Raw genomic sequence first — 19262 nt, forward strand, 5'->3', positions numbered from 1 at the left:
GGACCGAGGGCCCGCGGATGCATCCTATCCGACGTCTCGTGCGTCTATACAAGTCATTGATCGCCGGGGAATGCGATGAAAGTCCTTCAAATCCTTCACACCGACGAGATCGGCGGGATTCAGACGCTCGCCGCCATGGTCGAGGAAGGGCTGGTCGCGCATGGCATCGCGGTCGAGACAGCCTTTCTGTTCCCTCGACCCTTCATGCCGGCCTCGGCCAAGATGATGGCGGCAGCCAGCATGGCGCGTCGCATCCTGCGCGGTGGCTTCGATGCCCTCATCGCCTATCAGGCCACCGCGTCGATTCTCGTCGGCACGGCCGGGCGCATGCAGGGCTCGCGCCATCGCATCGTTCACCAGACCTGCGTGCCGGACGAAACGGCCCCGGTCGTGCGCTGGCTCGACAGGCTGGTCGGCAGCGCCGGCGGCTATACCGCGAATATCGCCAACTCAGCCTTCACCGAGGCGGAATTCGCCGGCTATCCGGCGCGCTACCGGCGCCACATGCAGCTCATCGAACACGGCCTCGATCCACCGCGGCCGAAGCTCACCCGTGCCGAAGCCCGGCAACGCTTCCAGCTGCCGGCGACCGGCAGCATCATCCTGAACGTCGGCCGCCTGGTCGATCAGAAGAACCAGGACGTGCTCGTCGCGGCTTTGCCCGCCCTTCCCGGCGCTCATCTCGTCATTGCCGGCGACGGGCCGCGTCGCCCCGAGATCGAAGCGCTCGCCGACCGGCATGGTGTCCGCAACCGCCTCATCCTGCTCGGCTCCGTCCAGCCCGAGGAGGTCGCCGACCTCTTTGCGGCGTCCGACATCTTCGCCTTTCCCTCGGTCTGGGAAACCTTCGGCCTCGCGGCGGTGGAAGCGGCGATGGTGGGTCTGCCGTCGGTCGTCGCCGACCTCGACGTCTTGCGCGAAGTGCTCGCCACCGACCAGACCGCCACCACCCGTTTCGTCAATCCTCGGGACGTGAAGCGCTGGAAGGATACACTCGGCCAGATGCTGCGGGATCCGCCGTCGCCAAACCTGGTGCAAGCCTCGGCCAAGGCGATCACGCGCAAATATGCGCGCGAGCGGATGGTCGCCTCCTATATCGCACTGCTGAAGCCGGGCGGCGAGAACCATGCCATCGTCAGCCGCACGCGCGAGCTCGAGGTATGATCCGGCATAGGATCTCCTTCGCCATTCTCCTGTGTCTGGCGCTATGGCAGGCCGCCGGTCCGGCACCCGCCGCCGAGACCGGACTGTTTCGTCGCGGCACGAATTTAACCTGGTTCGCCTTCCCCGCGACGACCGTCATCGACGGCCGCACCGTCTATGCCGACCCGCCCTATGCGGGACCGGACGCCCATGAGCCGACGGATCTGACCCGATTCGGCTTCGACCACGTGCGCCTGCTCATCGATTTCGGTCCGCTCATCAATGCGGATGGGCCGCACCGGCGTCGTCTTTTCGAGGAGATCGACCAGGCGATCGCTCGGCTGCGCCGCTCGGGGCTCGGCGTCATCGTCACGCTCCTCGCGCCGGGGCTCGGCGGCGAATTGCCGATGGCGTGGCTCGACGGCACGGACGGGCCGCGGTTCAGCCGCTTCAAGGCGCTCGTGGAAGAGGTGGCAGGCAGACTGGAGGGCTTGCCGGCGGGGAGGCCGGTTGCCCTCGAACTGCTGAACGAGCCGCAACAGGACTGCCGCGCGGAGAAGGGCACCGACTGGAGCGTCCATCAGAAGGTGCTCGTCGATGACCTGCGCGGCCGGGGCATCGGCCTGCCGCTGCTGCTCACCGGTGGCTGCTGGTCGACCATCGAAGGTATCGTCATGCTCGACGGCGCTGAATTCGCCGACCGGCGCAATCTCATCAGCGTGCATTTCTACGATCCTTTCGTCTTCACCCACCAGGGTTCGGACTGGGCATTGCCGTTCCTGGCGGAGGTGAAAGGCCTGCCTTATCCCGCCGGGCGTGGCGCAGTGGCGGAGACGCTGGCTGAAACGCGCGCGAAGTTCGCCGCAAGCGACCGCTGGCGGCCGGCAGAACGTGACGCCAAGCAAAAAGAAGCCGAAGACGCGATCCGCTGGTATTTCACCTCCGCGCCGGGCGCGGCGATGATCGCGGAACGCTTTGCCACGCTCGCGCGGTGGCAGCAGGACAATCGTATCGATCCGGGACAGTTCGTCTTTACGGAATTCGGCGCCATGCGCCAGCCAAACGCGGATGCGGACGACGAGGCATCCCGCGCCCGCTGGCTCCGCGATGTCTCATCGGCCATCGAAAAGAACGGCTGGGGCTGGTCGCTCTGGGTGCTGCACGGCCTGCCCTTCGGCCTTTACCCGACTGATGAAGCATCCTGTCCCGAAACCGATCTGATCGAGGCCCTGCGGCTGACGCCGCCAGTGACTTGCCGGTGACAGTCACCTGCCGCTGAGGGTCGACGGCAACGGCTTGCGGCAGGGGTATGGAACCGCCGGCCGGCCGTGAACCACGCCGCGAAGGCGTGGGGCGCGCCTGCCAATACGGCCGTTCTCCGCACTTCACCTTAAGCCTTCATTGGCCCTGGCGCGCCGCTTGCTCCGGGAGTGTGCCGTCGCTTCGCAACCGGCGAGACTGTCCCGAAACAGGACGTTCTATGTCTCGAAGGTTCAAGCGAACGGCGGCAATGCTCCAGTGGAGCCTGAGAGGGCCGATCATGACTGTGATGAGTACACGCTTCGAAGCGCCGGGACATATCCGCGTGGTCAACGCCGCCAACGAGCCTGTGCTCGGCGAGGCCGTTGCGAGCTTCGATCCTTGGGCGATCGTTCAGGGTCTGCGGCGCAGGCTGCCCCTGATCGGCGCGACCACCCTGGCCACCTTGGCGCTGGCGCTCGGCTTTGTCGCCTTGAGCCCATCCCGCTATACGGCATCGACGCAGATCCTGGTCGATCCGCGCGGCCTCAAGATCATCGACAATGACATCACCCGGAGCGGCACAGGCGATACGGATCTCGTCCAGGCGGAGAGCCAGCGGGAGATCATTCAGTCGCGCAGCGTGCTCGAGAAGGTGATCGACAAAGCGGAGCTGGAGACCAATCCGCTTTTCGGCGCGCGGCCGCCTGGGCTGCGCACGCGCCTGATGGGCCTCGTCGGCCTGGGCGCCGAGCCCGCCGATCCCTTCGCCACGGCGCTCGCAACGCTCCAGAAGAGCATCACCACACATCGCGATGACCGCTCCTTCGTCATCGACATCGGGGTCACGACAGAAGACCCGGAGACCTCCCAGTTCGTCGCCAATACGATCGCCCAGGTCTATATCGCCGAAGAAGCACGCGTCCGTGCCGATGCGACACGCCGGGCGAGCGACGCGCTGGCGGCGCGCCTCTCGGAGCTGCGCAACAGCGTGAAGTCGGCGGAGGCGCGCGTCGAGGAGTACAAGAAGGAACATCGGATCATCGGCATCGACGGCGGTCGTGCCGACGAGCAGGAGCTGCGCGAGCTGAATTCCCAGCTCATGGCGGCCAGGGCGCAGGTCGGCGACCTGCAGTCTCGCGTGGACCAGATCCGCGAAGTGCAGGCCCGTGGCCTCGACATGGGCGTCTTCCCGGAAACCCTCCAGGCCAACACCATCAACGCCCTGAAGGACCAATATGCCGCACTGAAGCGGCAGGAGGCCCAGCTCGGCCAGTCGCTTCTTCCGCAGCATCCGGCGATGAAGGCCTTGAGGGCTCAGGCGGATCAGGTCCGCTCGCTCATCCGCGCGGAGATCGCCCGCATCGCGACGGGCACGGCCGGCAATCTCGAGCGCGCCAAGGCAACCGCCCAGGATCTGGAGAAGCGGGTCGCGGCGCTCAAGAGCAACGTGCTGACCACGAACGAAGCCTCCGTCAGCCTGCGCGAACTGGAGCGCGAGGCGGATTCGACGCGGGCCGTCTACGAGACATTCCTGCAGCGCACCAAGGAGTTGAGCGAGCAGCAGAGCGTCGATTCGAGCAATGCGCGCATCATCACCAGGGCCCTCCTGCCGCGCACCCGCACCAATCCCTCGCCGATCCTGGTGATCGCCGCCGGGCTGCTGCTCGGCGCCGGGCTCGGCACCTCGCTCGCCTGGGCGCTTGACCAGGTCGACGACCGCTTCCGCGATCTTCGGCAGATCGCAACAGCGACTGGGCTGCCGCTTCTCGCCAGCATTCCGGCCGCCTGGCGGACCTCCCCGCCGAGCCGCTTCAACTTCCGGGGATCGGACCGCAGCACCTCGACCGTGAAAGCCATCGAACGGATCCCCGTGACGAAGCCGTTCCTTCTCGGGCAGTTGGCCTTTGCCCTCGAAAGCCTGCTGCCGCTCTCCGACACGCGGACCATCGTGATCATCGCGCCTGACGGCAGTGAGGTCCGGTCCAAGGTCGCCATCGATCTCGCGGTCACCTTCACCCAGGATGGCGAGCGCACGCTGCTGGTCGACGGCGACGCCCGTAGCCGGCAGCTCTCGACGCTCGTCACGAACGGCGGCGGAACGGCGGAGAACGTCGTGACGCCACTGCCGAACGGCGCGAGCCTTCGCGTCCTGCCGGTGCCGGCCAATGCCAGCGGACAGATGGCGCGATCTCAGCGTACGGAACTCGACGACGCCATTGCCGGCGTTGGCGATAGTGACGCGCCGAGCGTCGTTCTCATCGACGCGGCGCGGCCGCAGGACGACCTGTCGGTGCATCGCTTCGTGGCCTCGGCCGATATGGTGATCGTGCTCGTGGAAGAGGGTGCGACCCATCGCAGGGCCCTGAACGAGACCCTGGCGACCGTCCGCATGCTCAGGCCGCGCGCCGTCGGCGTCGTCGTGGTCGAAGCGTAAGCGCCTCCGAGAAGCACAGGGAGAACCGGCATGACGCTCGCATTCACGGCCAATGCCGCCCAGGGCTGGACGGCTACTCCGGCCCGGGCTGATATCCGCCAGCGGCTGGTAATGCCGGTGCTGATCGCCGCGCTCACCTTCAATTTCGCCCTGTGCTTCGTCAACACGACCGCGATGCATGTCGGTACAAGCCTGGTCATGCTGGCGGAAGTGCTGCTGCTCGGCTGCACCTTCCTGCTCGTTGCCGACCGCAGCCCCGCCATGTACGCGGTCCTGCTCGGCATCGTCTCCTATCTCGGCGCGCTCATGCTGGTGCGTGGCGTCGCCGATCCCAAGATCCTGCGCGATCTTCTGATCCCGGTGGTTTTCTACACCCTCGGGCGCAAGCGCGGCACTTTGGAGCTGGGAGACCGGGTGGTCACCTGGTCGGTGGTCATCGTGCTCGCCGTTTCACTCTTCGAGTGGGCGTTTCTCGACACCTTCCTGAAGTTTTTCGACGTGCTCGGCTATTACGTGTCGCGGGGCACGGTGGATGCGGCATCGGCCGGCCACGGTTCCGGCCTCTTCATCAGCGGCACGCGTTTCGACGGGCGCACCCTCCTGCCCTTCCTCGGCGAACACCGGGTTTCGTCCGTTTTTCTCGAACCCGTGTCGATGGGCAATTTCGGCGCGATCACCTTTGCCTGGGTGCTCAGCCGCGACCTGAAGCGACCGTCGGTCTTCATCGCCAAGACGCTGGCGATCATGACGATCCTCGTCTTGGGCGATGCGCGCTTCGGCATGTATATCTGCATCATCACGCTCGGGCTCTATTGCGTGGCGCCCTTCGTGCGTCCGGCGATGATCTATGTCGCGCCCTTTCTCGCCATCATCGCCATCGTCAGCTACACGACGATGAAGGGCAATGTGGCCTGGGACAACACCATCTGGGGCCGCTTCCTTCTCGCCGGCCAGATGATCGGCACGCTGGATGCGCAGCAGGTCTTCGGCCTCGTCTGGACGACGACCGACTACAACGACTCCGGCTATGCCTATGTCATGGCCCAGCTCGGAATCGTCGGCTTCGCGGCGCTCTGGGCAGTCTTCGTCTTCCTGCCCGTGCCGGACGGTCAGCCGCGGCGCTTCACGCTGTTCATCGCCTTCTACGTCATTCTGCTCCTGTGCATCAGCGTGTCGCTGTGCACGATCAAGACGGCAGCGCTCGCCTGGTTCCTCGCCGGCATCTGCGGCCAACCGGCTCTGACTGCCGCGGCACAACGCTTCGGCGGCCGCTCGCCGTCCATGGGACGGGCGGCTCTTCGATAGGGCAGCTTTCGGGCATGGATATGCGGTCGGCCTGAGCGATCGGACCCGTCAGCCTCGGTTTTCGAGGCGACCGGCGCAGACGAAAAGCGGCCTAGGCCTGATTGGGGGATTTGGCGATCTTCTCGGCGATGCCGTAGAGCCTCTCGCGCCGTTCCATTTCGGCCCAGACGTCTCCCGGCGCGATGCCGGCCTCGGCCCACAGCACGGTCAGGTGGTAGAGAAGGTCCGCACTTTCGTAGATCACTTGCGTGCGATCGCCCTGGACGGCATCCAGACCAACCTCGGCCGCCTCCTCCACCAATTTCTTGGCCATCTTCGCGACGCCCTCGCGCGCAAGCTTGACCGTTCGCGGCGCGCCCTGGCCGCTGCTCTTGATGGCAAGCACGGCGACATGGAGGCGTTCGATACAGTCTTCACCGCTGGCCGATAGCGGCATGACATCTGAATTCATCATTTTCCGATCCAAAACTGCGATATCATACACGGATTCGCAGCCCGAAGCCGCGCATTTGGCGCCCTTCTGCCGTTTTGCGGCTAACGAGACCAATTTGCGGCTAATTGCCATCGGGAGCTCCAGGATAAGGGACGATCGCAACGAAGCCGCGGAGCGCTTCGTCTTCGACCCAGCCACCCGATAGTGGCACTGACAGATCGACAGGCCGTTTACAGGATCGGACGAAAACTAGCGCACCGCGAGCTTCGCAAATGTCGCGACGACCTGCTGATACACCGGTCGCTTGAATGGAACGACCAAGTCGGGCAGGCGTTCCATGGCCTCCCACCGCCATGCATCGAATTCCGGTTTATGTGTACCGCCAGCCGGACGGTGGATCTCGATCTCGTCCTCGTCGCCGGTAAAGCGAAGCGCGAACCACTTCTGCGTCTGACCGCGAAAGCGCCCTTTCCAGGCGATGCCCACGAGTTCGGGCGGCAGGTCGTAGTTGAACCATTCGGGCGCTTCCGCGAGCAGTTCGACGGAGCGCACATTCGTCTCCTCGTAGAGCTCCCGGCAGGCGGCTTCAAACGGCTCCTCGCCCTCGTCGATGCCGCCCTGGGGCATCTGCCAGGCAAAGGGTCCGGTCACCTGTTCCGGATCGTTCTCAGCCGCTCGGCGGCCCAGAAAAACCTCGCCCCGCGCATTGAGGAGCATGACGCCGACGCAAGGGCGATAGGGCAAGCCCGTCGGGTCCTTGAAGCCGCGCCCATGATCGGCGGGCGATCGGTTCTTCTTCTCTTTGGCCATAGAACTTCTCGATGCCTGGAGACGCTGCCGGCGGGTCGTGCCGCTAGCCTCGGTCTCGTGGAGAGAGATTGAAAGGCAACGGCCTCCCCGCAACTTCACTGCGGAGAGGCCGTGTAGTCCTATCCATAGACGGCCCGCCGGCGGCGGACCGGCCGATATCAGTTCTTGGCCGGCGTGCCGGCGTCGGCCTTCGGCAGCACCACCTCGGCCTTCTTTGCCTGCAGGGCCGGGTTCGGCGTACCGCGCAGGAAGTCGAGTGCCGCGTGCAGCTGGTTGTCCTTGGCCGGATCCGTCGGGAAATAGCCGGAGGACGCCGGACGTTCGGTCTCGCCATTCTTGAGGTGGCCGCGCAGGCCGGCCTCGCCCTCGGTCTCGTCCTTGCCCTTCAACTCGGGCGGCACATCCGGAATGATCTCGATATCCGGATCGATGCCGCGGGCCTGGATCGACCGTCCCGACGGCGTGTAGTAGCGCGCCGTGGTCAGCCGCAGCGCCCCGTTCGAGCCGAGCGGAATGATCGTCTGGACGGAGCCTTTGCCGAAGGAGCGAGTGCCGAGCAGGGTCGCGCGCTTGTGATCCTGCAGGGCGCCGGCCACGATCTCCGATGCCGAGGCCGAACCGCCGTTCAGCAGCACCACGACTGGCTTGCCGTTGATCAGGTCGCCGGCCTTGGCGTTGAAGCGCTGCGTTTCGTCGGCATTGCGCCCACGCGTCGAAACGATCTCCCCGCGATTGAGGAAAGCGTCGGACACGAGGATCGCCTGATCGAGCAGGCCACCCGGATTATTGCGCAGGTCGAGCACGAAGCCCTTCAGCTTCTCTTTCGGAATGTCGCTTTCGATCTTGTCGATGGCGGCCTTCAGATTGTCGAACGTCTGCTCGTTGAACTGCGTGACGCGCAGATAGCCGATGTCTCCGCCTTCCTCGCGCGACCGCACGGACTTGATGCGGATGACGTCGCGCGTCAGCGTGATGTCGAGCGGCTCCTTCTGCCCGGAACGCACCACCTTGAGCTTGACGTCGGTCTTCACCGGCCCGCGCATCTTGTCGACGGCCTGGTTGAGGGTGAGCCCCTGAACCTGTTCGCCGTCGATCTGGGTGATGAGATCGTTCGCCTGGATGCCGGCGCGCGCTGCAGGCGTCTCGTCGATCGGGCTCACCACCTTGATGACGCCGTCTTCCATGGTCACCTCGATGCCGAGGCCACCGAACTCGCCGCGAGTCTGCACCTGCATATCGCGATAGTTCTTGGCGTCCATGTAGCTCGAGTGAGGATCGAGCGAGGTCAGCATGCCGTTGATAGCCGCCTCGACCACCTTGGTCTCGTCGGGCTTGTCGACGTAATCCGTTCTGATCTTTTCGAAGACGTCGCCGAACAGCGTGAGCTGCCGATAGGTCTCCGCAGACGCGGCTATCGCACTCGTGCTTGTCAGCAACGGCGATTGTGTGGCGACCACGGCCGCACTCGCGCCGATCAGTGCACCAACCATCACGAGAGTAACTTTACGCATCATCCGCGAACCTTCTCGCCTTGCGATTTTGCCCACCACGGGCTCGGATCGATCGATCCACCGTCCTTACGGAACTCGACATAGAGAACTGGACCGTTCGTTCCTCCGACGAACGCCGTCGAAAGCGGCGCCGCGGTTTCCCCCATGACGGCGACGGGCTCTCCAGCCAAGACGAACTGTCCGAGCGTGACGTTGATCCGCTCCATGCCGGCGAGCAAGATATAGTACCCGTCCCCGGCATTGATGATCAAGAGTTGACCGAAGGATCGAAACGGTCCGGCGAAAGCCACCCAGCCGTCGGCGGGGGATGCCACGGTGGCCCCGGATCGCGTCGCGAAGGAGATGCCCTTGGTCGTTCCGCCAAACCCGTCTGAAGCCCCGAATTTACGCAGCGTGGACCCGCTGACCGGCAGCGGCAGAAGGCCGCGGGCATCCTTGAAAGCGACTTTCGGGGTCAACCGCGCAGGGTCCTGAAACGGCCCGCCGGCGGCGATTTGCCCGCTGTTTTGGCTCTTTGCGGCCTCGCGCGCCGCCTCGGCGGCTTTGCGGGCGGAGGCGATATCGCGCTCCATCCCGTCGATCAAATCCTTGAGGGTTTGTGCCTTGGAGGCGAGCCCGGCGACGCGGGCCGCCTCGTCCTCGGCCGACCGCTGCACCTCGCCGAGCTGCTGCTGGCGGGCATCCACCAGGGCCGAGAGGCGCGCCCGCTCGCTGGCGAGCGTCGTGAGATCGGTCTTCAAAGCTTCGCGATCATGCGCAATCTGATCCCGCAGGCGCACGAGTTCGGCGAGGTCGGAGGCGAGCGCCTCGGTCTCGGCCTTGAGTTCCGGCACGACCGCGCCGAGCAGGATGGAGCTGCGTATCGCCTCCAACATGTCGTCCGGGTGCACGAGCACGGCTGGCGGCGGGCGCCGCCCCATGCGCTGGAGCGCGGCCAGCACTTCGACGATCACCCCGCGCCGGCTCTCCAGCGAACGGCGGATTGCCTGTTCGCTGCCGTTCAAAACCGACAGCCGCTGCTCGATCTGGCTCACCCGCGTCTCAGCGGCGCTGGTTCGCTCATTCGTCTCGATGAGGGCAGCGTTGAGTTTCGACCGGTCGGCCCTGAGCGAATCAATTTCTTGCTGAAGTTTCTGCTGCGCCTCGGCGCGCGACTTCATCTCGCTCTCGATGGCACGAAGCTCTTCCTCGCGCTTGGCCTTGTCCTGCACCGCCTGCTGCGCCGGATCGGCCGGGGCGGTTGGGGCCGGACTTGCCTGTCCCTGGCCCGCTTCTCCTGGCCCCGCGCCTTGTGCCAAGGCGGCGTGCGGCGCCAGCGCCAAGCCCGCCACGGCAAGGACGACGCTCAACGCACGCGAAACGGACGACGACGGGACTGACAATGGCATGCTGGCCAGGAAAACGAATCGGTTATGCGCGATGATAGGGATGACCGGTTAGCATTGTCATGCTGCGATAGAGCTGCTCGACCACGAGAATGCGCACGAGTTGATGAGGAAGGGTCGCTGCGCCGAAGGACAGCACGAGATCCGCACGCTCGCGGATCGCCGGATCGAGACCGTCCGCCCCGCCGATAACGAAATAAACCGCGCCGATGCCCTGGTCGCGCCAGGCAGCGCAGCGATCCGCGAAGGCGGTGCTGGTCAGCGAGGCCCCGCGCTCGTCGAAGGCGACAACGGCCCCATCGCGGCAACGGGCCGCGATGGCGGCAGCCTCCTCAGCCTTTCGCTCGGCAGGTCGTTTGGCGCGGCTCTCACCGATCTCGATGTGATCGAGCACGCCGAAGCCAAGTGTCCGCGCCAACGGCGCGGATCGTTCCAGATAACGCTCGACCAGGATGCGCTCGGGCCCGGCCTTCAGCCGGCCGATCGCAACCACGGCCAGACGCATGAGCTCAGCCGTGCACCCGGGCGTTTACTGGCCGATCGTTGGCAAGCTCTTGATCGCCGCGTTGCTCGGTCGGCCGGTCGGAGCCCCACATCTTCTCCAGATTGTAGAAGCCCCGCACCTCAGGCCTGAACACGTGAATGATCAGGTCGCCGGCGTCGATGAGCACCCAGTCGCAGGCCGAAAGACCCTCGACGCGCAGCGGGCCATGGCCCGCTTCCTTGAGAGCCGCGACCACGCGTTCCGCGATCGCGCCGACATGGCGGTGCGAGCGGCCGGAGGTCACGATCATGGCGTCGGCGATCGAGGTCTTGCCGGCAAGGTCGATTGCGACCGTGTCCTCGGCTTTCATGTCCTCGAGACAATGGCGGGCAAGCACAAGCGCATTACCGCCAAACCCATTCCCGGGAGCTTCGGCTGTCCCGCCGGCTGCCGGGTGAAGCGGCGCATTGCCAGCTTCGAGCATAGGCAAAGGATTCAGTGCCAGTTCCTCGCTTAACATGACGCCCTCAGCGTCACACCATTAAGATAGCGGCGGTCGCCGTCATCTTCAATGTCGAAGCGGGAGAAAGTCAGGCGAGAACCCCGCCTTGGGCTCTCAATGCGGTCGACGAGAGCGGCGATCGCGGACCGTAGAGGAAGATCCAGGCCGGCGGGGTGCGGCGCGCCAGACCAAGCGCCTCGCCGTCGCGCAGCCGCGCCCCGGCGAGCGCGATGGCGGCAGGCGCCCGGCTCGCGGTCCAGGTCGAGCCCGGCCGGTCGATGACGGCGAATGGCGTGAGATTCGCCAGCCGGCGCCACTGCTGCCAGCGATGGAAGCTACGCAGGTTATCGGCGCCCATGATCCACACGAAGCGTGTGTCCGGGCAGCGCCGTTTGAGGTAGGCGACCGTATCGTAGCTGTAGCGGGTGCCAATCTCGGCCTCGAAACCGGTGACGTCGATGCGCGGATGCCGCGCGACGGCCCTCGCCTGCGCCATCCGCGTTGCAAGCGACGGCAGCCCGGTATTGTTCTTGAGCGGATTGCCGGGCGTCACGATCCACCAGACGCGGTCGAGCCCGAGCTGGCGCATGGCGATCAGGCTCGCCAGGCGGTGGCCCGCATGGGCCGGGTTGAACGAGCCGCCAAAAAGCCCGATGGCGAGCCCTGCCCCGTGCCGGGGCAGAACCGGCAATCCCGCCACGCGCCTTGTGATCAAGGCCGCGTCTGTCCGCGGCCGTGAATGCGGTAGTTGAACGAAGTGAGCTGTTCCACCCCAACCGGGCCGCGCGCATGCATGCGCCCGGTGGCGATGCCGATTTCCGCCCCGAAGCCGAATTCGCCGCCATCGGCGAATTGCGTCGAGGCATTGTGCAGCACGATGGCCGAATCGACTTCGGCCAGGAAGCGCGCCGCCGAGGCCTCGTCCGCGGTAATGATCGCGTCGGTGTGGTGCGAGCTATAGGTGGCGATATGGTCGAGCGCCGCGTCCAGACCGTCCACGACGCGCACGGAGATGATCGCCTCGAGATATTCGGTCCGCCAGTCCTCCTCGCTCGCCGGCTTGACGCGCGGATCGATCGCCTGGGTCGCTCCGTCGCCGCGGACCTCGCAACCGGCCTCGATCAACATGGTCACGAGCGGCGCCAGATGGCTCGCGACGCACGCCTTGTCGACGAGCAGCGTCTCGACCGCGCCGCAGACGCCGGTGCGGCGCATCTTGGCATTGAGCACGATCGACTTGGCCATGGCGAGATCGGCCGCTTCGTGCACGAAGATGTGACAGAGCCCTTCGAGATGCGCGAAGACGGGCACCCGCGCTTCCTTCTGCACGCGCGCCACGAGGCTTTTGCCGCCGCGCGGCACGATCACGTCGATCGCCCCATCAAGCCCTCCGAGCATCAGGCCGACGGCCGCCCTGTCCTTGGTCGGTACGAGCTGGACGCTGTCGGCCGGCAGTCCCGCCGCGACGAGCCCTTCGGTGAAGGCCGCCGCGATGGCGCTCGCTGAACGGAAGCTGTCGGAGCCTGCGCGCAAGATCGCAGCATTGCCGGCCTTGAGGCAGAGCGCCGCCGCATCCGCCGTGACATTCGGCCGGCTCTCGAAAATGACGCCGATGACGCCGAGCGGCGTCGCCACGCGCTCGATCAGCAAACCGTTCGGCCGCTCGAAGCGGGCGAGCACGCGCCCGACCGGATCCGGCAGCTGGGCGACGCTGCGCACCGCCTCGGCGATCCCTGCGACCCGCGCTTCGTTCAGCTGCAAGCGGTCGAGAAAGGCCGGCGTCTGGCCGTTCGCCCGCGCCTCTTCCATATCGGCCGCATTGGCGGCGAGAATCGCCGGGGTCGCCGCCAGAATGGCATCGGCGGCTTTGTCCAGCGCCGCGGCCTTGAGGGGAGCGGGGGTGAGCGCGAGCGTCCGCGCCGCGGCGCGCGCCTTGCGGCCGACGGCCGCCATGGTGGCGGCCATTTCCGCCGTCTTCAGGCCGGCAGCCGGCGCCGGCTTCGGGCTCGCTTTCTGCGTGCCACCCGCCTCGACCAAGCTCACCACCTTGCCCATCGCTCAATCTCCAGAAATCGCGCTCATACCTAAGCCATTGCCGGCTCCGGTCAAGCCATGGCATCGACCGACCACGGCCAGGTCAATCGGTCGGTTGCGGCCCGTCATAGCCTTCGACGATCACCAGATCGGCTATCGAAGCATCGCGGCGCAACGCGAGCGCCTGCTGATATTCCGGCGAGCGGTAACAGGCGAGCGCAGTGGCGTAGTCCTGGAACTCGATCACCACGAGCCGGGCGCGCAGACTGCCTTCGACCCTCTCAGCCGGGCCCCCGCGCACGAGAAAACGCGCACCATATTTGCGGAACGCCACCGCATTGGCCGCCACATAGCCTTTATAGGCCTCAGGGTCCGTAACATCGACCGAGACCATCCAATAGCCTTTGGCCATCGCCATTCTCCACTCGCTACCGGCAATTGTGCGGCGGCCGATCCGGGCGTGCAAGTGCTGCCGGTCGAGCCTCCTATTTCGCGGCCGGCCCACTCTCCCCGCCGACGAGGGCCAAGTCGTCGCGATGGATAACGGCGGCGCGGCCGCTGTGGCCGAGGATCGCCTCGATGGCGCGGCTCGACTGGCCCGCGATGCGCTGCGCCTCCTCGGCGTCATAGCCGACGAGGCCGCGGCCGATCTCGTGACCAGCCTCGTCGCGGATGACGACGGCATCGCCGCGCCGGAAGGAGCCTTCGAGGCGCTGCATCCCGGCTGGCAGCAGGCTCGCGCCGGCACGCAGCGCACGCACGGCGCCCGCATCGATATAGATGGTGCCGCGCGGCTCCAGCGTCCCGGCGATCCATTTCTTGCGCGCCGTCACCGGGTTCGACGGCGTCAGGAACCAGGTGCAGCGCGCCCCCTGGGCAATGGCCTTGAGGGGGTTTTTCACGCGCCCGTCGGCGATCACCATATGGCTGCCGGCGGCCGTCGCGATCTTACCCGCCTCGATCTTGGTGCGCATGCCGCCGCGCGACAACTCCGAGGCCGCGCCGCCGGCCATCGCCTCGATCTCGGGCGTGATCGCCTCGATCACGGCAATGGGCTTGGCGGACGGATCCTTGGCGGGCGGCGCCGTATAGAGGCCATCGACGTCCGAGAGAAGGACGAGGAGGTCGGCCTCGGCGAGGGTGGCGATCCGGGCAGCGAGCCGGTCGTTGTCGCCGTAGCGGATCTCGGTCGTCGCCACCGTGTCGTTCTCGTTGATCACCGGCACGGCCCGCATTTCGAGAAGCTTGGCGGTCGTCGCGCGCGCATTGAGATAGCGCCGGCGCTCTTCCGTGTCGGCGAGCGTGACCAGGATCTGCCCCGCTATGATGCCGTGGTGGGACAGCGCCTCGGCCCAGTTGCGGGCGAGCGCGATCTGCCCGACGGCAGCGGCGGCCTGGCTTTCCTCGAGCTTCAAAGCCCCGGGAGCGAAGCCGAGCACGTTACGCCCGAGCGCGATGGCGCCGGAGGAGACGACGAGCACATCCGCGCCGCGCGCATGCAGCTCGGCGATGTCCTCGGCGAGCGCCGCAAGCCAGGCGTGGCGCAGCCGGCTGCCGGTTTTCGGCGCGCCGCTGTCGACGAGAAGCGACGAGCCGACCTTGACGACGATGCGGCGGAAATCGGCGAGCGAGGGAAGCGAAATGGATGTCATGGATCTGAGCCTCGCCCCTGCATAGAGCAAGCTGCCGGGCGAAGACAATGGGCGGGAAGGAAGACCCTAGACCGTCAACCCCGTCCGCGTGCGCTCATGGCAGGCTCGACCATGGCGGTGAGCCAGTTCCTGAGCTCCATCGTCCGCCGCTCGGGGTCGAGCACATCGGCATCGAAGCCGAGCCGCCAGGCAATGTCGGCGCGGCCGGGATCGGCGGCGAGTGCCTTCAAGTCCGCCACATAGGCGTCGATCTCCGCAGCCTCCTTGAAGAGCCCTTCCCGAACGAGCGTCTCGGTGCGGCTCGCGACGATGATGGCGATATCGGCGAGCGTGAACTCGGGATGGTACTGCACGCCCCAGAAGGTGCCGCCGTCGTGGCGAATCTCGGCCGCCTGCACTTCCGAGAAGGTGTTGGTCGCCGTCACCGTCATGCCGGCCGGCCGCGCCTCGACTTCGTCGGTGTGGATCGCCGGCGCGTCGAAGACGGGCCCTTTGCCGGCATGAAGCGGATGGCCCCGACCGGCCTCCGTGACATGGATCTTGCGGGCAAGGCCCATTTCGCGACCCTTCGGCGAGCGCCGCACGCTGCCGCCCGCCGCGGCCGTCGCGACCTGCAGGCCCCAGCAGGAACCGAAGAAGGGCACGCCCGAGGCGAAGACGGCGCGGGCGAAGTCGATCTGCCGCATCACGTCCGGCCCGCCATTATAGACATTGAGCGCCGAGCCGGTGATGGCAACGCCGTCATAGCCGGCGAGCCCCGCGGCATCGGGCAGATTTGCGCCGGCATCGGCGGGATAGCAGATATCGACGATCACGCCCGGCATCAGGCCACGCAACACATCGGCATAGCCTTCGCTATAGCTCGCGCCGGCGAGCGCCACACGGCGCGAGCGCGCCTCGGTTGTATTGCCTTCGGCGATGAGAAGGCGCGGCACCCTGGAAGGCGATTGGTCGGTCATGATCCTGTCCATCGTTCCCTTCGCCATCATATGGGCGGATTCGCCGCCGGCGAAAATGCCCAGGCTCAAAACAACGAAGCGGGAAAGACCACGGCGGCGACCCCGGCAGGCTGGCCGAGCCATGTATCCCAGCCGAGCCGGGCATCGCCGAGCCGCAAAGGCGGCACCTCGTCGGCGCGGAGCATCGCCCGGATGAGGAAGACGATCTCCGGCCCGAGGCAAAAGCGCGCGAGTTCCGTGAGCGCGCGCGCATTCGCGCCACCGGATACGAGCGCCATGAAATCCCCATAGCCGAGCGGTCCGACATGGAGAACGACGCTGCCGGCGACATCGAAGACACGCGCACCGGCCACGAAGTCGATCCCGAGCCGTGCATGGCCGCCGCTACCGGCCGTCAGCCGGCTCTGCTCGTCTTGCGCCAGCGCGAGCCAGCACCCGTGAAACTGCTCGACTTTCACCGGCCAGCCCGTAATGGCGGTGAGCACCTGCGCAATGTCCGGTGCTGCCCGCACCCGCCGCGCCAGGATGGCGGTAAGCGGCAGGAGCCGCTCGTCGAGAAAGCCCATCCGATCGCGCAGCCCATCCATGCCGAGGCCGAGAAGCGCCAGCAGCACCGCGGTGATCGCCTCGGCGCTCTTCGTCCGGCCATCGCGCCTCTTGCGTCGATAGGTGAGCGCCAGCCGATATTTGGCATGGACACCATAAAGCAGCTCGATCAGGCGCCCGTTGAACAGGTCGAGAAAATCGCGCAGCGCGAGATCCTTGCCGCGCACAAGGCGCTGCAGCAGCTCCGTATAGGGGACGGGAAGCACGCCCAGCGCCCCGGTCAGACCCATGACTGTCACGGTCAGGACGATGCGGCCATCCGGCCGCAGGCCGGCGGCAGCGATTTCCGTGGCGGGGAAAGCGAGGCTCGTCGCGCCACCGAGGCGAAGGGCATCGAGCGGGTGCTCGGCACCCCCGGCCGCGATCTCGGCCTCGAGAAAACGCAGCGAGGTGTAGACGTCGGCCTGCGCGATGCCGCAGGCGCGGAAGGCGGCAAGGGCTTTGACGACCGCGGCTTCCGCCGCATGCTCCTCGCGGGAATGTTCGTCCGACGTCACAGCAGAACCCGGTCGCCGGCCCGCGCCGGCCATCTCTTGACGATCTCGCCGCTGCTGGTTGCCAGGGATGTCCGGGTGAAGGAATTGACCGAGCAGTAGAGGCCGAGGAAGCGATCGAGCACACTGGCCAGAAGGAACGGCCCGGCTCCGGAGAAGCGCTGTTCGTCGAAACGCAGGGTGACATCGAGCCCGCGGCAGAAGGCGCCGGCATGGGGCCCCGGTACGCGCGCAACGCCGGGCACGACGGTGAGCGCGACGAGCCCCTCGATGGCGGCGAGCGTCTCGGCCGAGACGCGCAGATCGTGCAGGGCGAGGATCTCACGGAGCACCGCCACAGCGTCCGGCTCATCGGACAAGGAGAGATGGTTGAGGGCGAGATGCGACATGAGCCGCCACTGGCCCCCTGGGCTTCCACCCCGCCGCAAGACCGGGCTCGGCGGCGTGAGGCAGGTGATCGCCCTGACCGGCTGCCCCTCGGCCAAGGTGAAGTCCGGCCGGCCGCCGCCGAAGGGCAGTTGCGCCGGCAAGTTCCTGTTGAAGCACAGGCAATCCATGCCGAGAACGGCGCCTGCGAGCTCTGACGGGCGCCCGCCTGGATCGGCGAGCGTGAGATAGACTTCGCTCGCCTCCCCGCGCGGGGCGGGTCGCCGCGCCGCCCGCCAGAAGCCTTCGCCAGGCTCTCCGGTAAAGAAGGGCCTGAATCGGCGCATGGTGCCGTCGCTCCGGGTCGCCCGCACGTCGAGGACGCGATAGATCTCGAAGGCCTCGGGCCGGCGGGCATCCGCGACGACGCGATAGGTGCCCGCACCATGGTCGAGGAGAAGCGGCTCGGCGGTGCGCGGAAAGAGATTGACGACGGGCGTGCAGCCGAGCGCAAAGCTATCGGCCGAAACATGACGTTCGAGATCCGCCGGCCATCGGCTGAGATGAACGGCAAGATCGAGCCCTCTGCCGGCAAGACCCGGCGGCAGGGCGATGTCCACGAACATGAACTTGTCGGGACAGGCGAAATATTCGCAGAGCAGGCGATAGCCGAGGAGCGTCCCGCGCGGATAGGGCAGAAGTCCTTCGTCGGCCCCGAAGCCGACCGGCGTGATGCAGTCCGCGCCCGCGATCTTGATCGGATCGACTGGCGTCCCATCCCCGTCCTTGGGGCGGAAGGCGACGGCAACGGCGTCGTTGAGCAGCATCTCATAGAGGCGATGCGCCTGCTGCGCCGGCCCGCGCAGGAAAAAACGCAGCCGATCCGGCCAGGGCGCCTCCGCGGCGCCCGGCGGACGCGCGAGCGACAGATGAAGCAGGCCGCGCGCGCCGGCGAGGGCCTGCGGCACGGGATCGGTCATCGCCCGGCTGCCGAGATGCGCTGCACCAATGATCAGCGGCGCGAGCGTGACCGGATAGATGCTGCGGAAGCGGCATCGCTCACCCTCGATCGCCTCGCTGTCGATCTCTGTCCCGGCCTTGAGCTGATAGGGTTCGGCGAGGTCCGGGCGCGGTGAAAAGCTCAGGATAGCGGTCGAGGGGACGGGGGCCAGCAGGTGCGGATAGAGAAGATCGAGCACCGTCTCCGTCAATTCCGGCAGGTCATCGTCGAGCTTTTGCCGCAGGCGCGCGGTGAGGAAGGCAAAACCCTCCATAAGTCGCCCGACGAAGGGATCCTCGATCGCATCGGGACTGAGCCGCAACCGGCTTGCGACCTTCGGATGCTCGGCGGCGAATTCAGCGCCCCGGTGGCGCAGATGCGCGAGTTCCTCGTTGTAGTAAAAGAGAAAATCGTCAGTCATCGCCGCCATCCGTCAGGTGAAACCGCCGCGCGCCCGGCACGAGCGCGGATTCGAAGGCGAGCGGGCGCCGCGCGGCGCCGATGACGAGCATGGCGCTGATCCTCAGGCTGAGGGAGCCGCCGGACTGCGTGGGCCCCGCCAGCTCGACCTTGAGCGCGCCTAGTGAGGGCGCGAAAAGGCGAATGGCCTCCTCGACCGTGGCGCGAAAATGCTCGGCGTCGGTCTCGCCCACCAGCGCCTCGCCGGCGAGATCCGGCAAGCCGAAGGCGATGAGCGACCGCGCCAGCTCCGGCGCGCCCTGCGGCAGGGCAAGGCAGGGCCGGCGCGTGTTGAGAATGAGTTCGAGCTCGGCGCGCAAGGCGTCCCGCATGCGGGCAAAGCCGCGAGCCTCGCCTTGCGCCGGCTGTTCCTCCTCGCCGCACAGGCGCTCGACGAGCGGCCGCTCGAACCCGGCGCAATCAGGATCGCCTGTCATGGACGG

At 66.7% G+C, this 19262-nt stretch carries 18 protein-coding genes; 4 read left to right on the forward strand and 14 right to left on the reverse strand.

From position 1 onward, the window contains the following. Positions 1-75: 75 nt before the first annotated feature. From ACFQU1_RS18345 to ACFQU1_RS18360, 4 genes are all read left to right on the forward strand, one after another. Positions 76-1164 carry a glycosyltransferase family 4 protein gene (locus tag ACFQU1_RS18345; RefSeq protein WP_378135301.1) on the forward strand — a complete coding sequence of 363 codons (1089 nt, stop codon included), beginning with the start codon at positions 76-78 and terminating at the stop codon, positions 1162-1164. Next, on the forward strand, positions 1161-2405 hold the full coding sequence (locus ACFQU1_RS18350) for a glycoside hydrolase family 5 protein (protein WP_378135303.1): 1245 nt from the start codon (positions 1161-1163) through the stop codon (positions 2403-2405). The genes ACFQU1_RS18345 and ACFQU1_RS18350 overlap by 4 nt, the downstream gene beginning before the upstream one ends. Before the next feature lie 278 nt (positions 2406-2683). Beyond that, positions 2684-4819: a GumC family protein gene (locus ACFQU1_RS18355; RefSeq protein WP_378135305.1), complete on the forward strand. Its 2136-nt coding sequence runs from the start codon at positions 2684-2686 to the stop codon at positions 4817-4819. Between the two features lie 30 nt (positions 4820-4849). Then, complete coding sequence (locus tag ACFQU1_RS18360) at positions 4850-6124, forward strand: surface polysaccharide polymerase (RefSeq protein WP_378135307.1); 1275 nt, start codon at positions 4850-4852, stop codon at positions 6122-6124. Between the two features lie 91 nt (positions 6125-6215). Here the strand turns inward: ACFQU1_RS18360 and hisE are convergent, their stop codons facing one another. From hisE to tssE, 14 genes are all read right to left on the reverse strand, one after another. Continuing rightward, on the reverse strand, positions 6216-6689 hold the full coding sequence (gene hisE, locus ACFQU1_RS18365; protein ID WP_378135309.1) for a phosphoribosyl-ATP diphosphatase: 474 nt from the start codon (positions 6687-6689) through the stop codon (positions 6216-6218). A 117-nt stretch (positions 6690-6806) separates the two neighbouring features. Then, positions 6807-7367: an RNA pyrophosphohydrolase gene (locus tag ACFQU1_RS18370; protein WP_378135311.1), complete on the reverse strand. Its 561-nt coding sequence runs from the start codon at positions 7365-7367 to the stop codon at positions 6807-6809. A 158-nt stretch (positions 7368-7525) separates the two neighbouring features. Continuing rightward, positions 7526-8878, reverse strand: a complete 1353-nt coding sequence (locus ACFQU1_RS18375; RefSeq protein WP_378135313.1) for a S41 family peptidase — start codon at positions 8876-8878, stop codon at positions 7526-7528. Next, positions 8878-10266, reverse strand: coding sequence for a murein hydrolase activator EnvC family protein (locus tag ACFQU1_RS18380; RefSeq protein ID WP_378135315.1), 1389 nt, complete (start codon positions 10264-10266; stop codon positions 8878-8880). The genes ACFQU1_RS18375 and ACFQU1_RS18380 overlap by 1 nt, the downstream gene beginning before the upstream one ends. 22 nt (positions 10267-10288) lie before the next feature. Further along, positions 10289-10768, reverse strand: coding sequence for a 23S rRNA (pseudouridine(1915)-N(3))-methyltransferase RlmH (gene rlmH, locus ACFQU1_RS18385; protein WP_378135317.1), 480 nt, complete (start codon positions 10766-10768; stop codon positions 10289-10291). 4 nt (positions 10769-10772) lie between these two features. After that, entirely contained in the window at positions 10773-11267 is a 495-nt protein-coding gene (gene rsfS / locus ACFQU1_RS18390) for a ribosome silencing factor (RefSeq protein ID WP_378135319.1), read from the reverse strand. Between the two features lie 70 nt (positions 11268-11337). Beyond that, positions 11338-11964 carry a nicotinate-nucleotide adenylyltransferase gene (locus ACFQU1_RS18395; protein ID WP_378135321.1) on the reverse strand — a complete coding sequence of 209 codons (627 nt, stop codon included), beginning with the start codon at positions 11962-11964 and terminating at the stop codon, positions 11338-11340. Then, entirely contained in the window at positions 11961-13214 is a 1254-nt protein-coding gene (locus tag ACFQU1_RS18400) for a glutamate-5-semialdehyde dehydrogenase (protein WP_378135510.1), read from the reverse strand. The genes ACFQU1_RS18395 and ACFQU1_RS18400 overlap by 4 nt, the downstream gene beginning before the upstream one ends. A gap of 172 nt (positions 13215-13386) precedes the next feature. Then, the gene (locus tag ACFQU1_RS18405; protein ID WP_378135512.1) at positions 13387-13695 is read right to left on the reverse strand and encodes a DUF1330 domain-containing protein; all 309 of its coding nucleotides are present in this window, start codon (positions 13693-13695) and stop codon (positions 13387-13389) included. Between the two features lie 73 nt (positions 13696-13768). Beyond that, positions 13769-14935 carry a glutamate 5-kinase gene (proB, locus tag ACFQU1_RS18410; RefSeq protein ID WP_378135323.1) on the reverse strand — a complete coding sequence of 389 codons (1167 nt, stop codon included), beginning with the start codon at positions 14933-14935 and terminating at the stop codon, positions 13769-13771. 74 nt (positions 14936-15009) lie between these two features. Continuing rightward, a complete protein-coding gene (locus ACFQU1_RS18415; protein ID WP_378135325.1) occupies positions 15010-15894 on the reverse strand; it encodes a type 1 glutamine amidotransferase in 885 nt (294 codons plus the stop codon). A gap of 65 nt (positions 15895-15959) precedes the next feature. Continuing rightward, positions 15960-16997, reverse strand: a complete 1038-nt coding sequence (tssG, locus tag ACFQU1_RS18420; RefSeq protein ID WP_378135327.1) for a type VI secretion system baseplate subunit TssG — start codon at positions 16995-16997, stop codon at positions 15960-15962. Then, positions 16994-18781: a type VI secretion system baseplate subunit TssF gene (gene tssF / locus ACFQU1_RS18425; protein WP_378135330.1), complete on the reverse strand. Its 1788-nt coding sequence runs from the start codon at positions 18779-18781 to the stop codon at positions 16994-16996. Before tssF ends, tssG begins: the two co-directional genes overlap by 4 nt. Beyond that, complete coding sequence (gene tssE, locus ACFQU1_RS18430; RefSeq protein WP_378135332.1) at positions 18774-19256, reverse strand: type VI secretion system baseplate subunit TssE; 483 nt, start codon at positions 19254-19256, stop codon at positions 18774-18776. Before tssE ends, tssF begins: the two co-directional genes overlap by 8 nt. Between the last annotated feature and the right edge of the window lie 6 nt (positions 19257-19262).

The sequence above is a fragment of the Chelatococcus sp. GCM10030263 genome (genome assembly GCF_042666455.1).
Classification (GTDB): domain Bacteria; phylum Pseudomonadota; class Alphaproteobacteria; order Rhizobiales; family Beijerinckiaceae; genus Chelatococcus.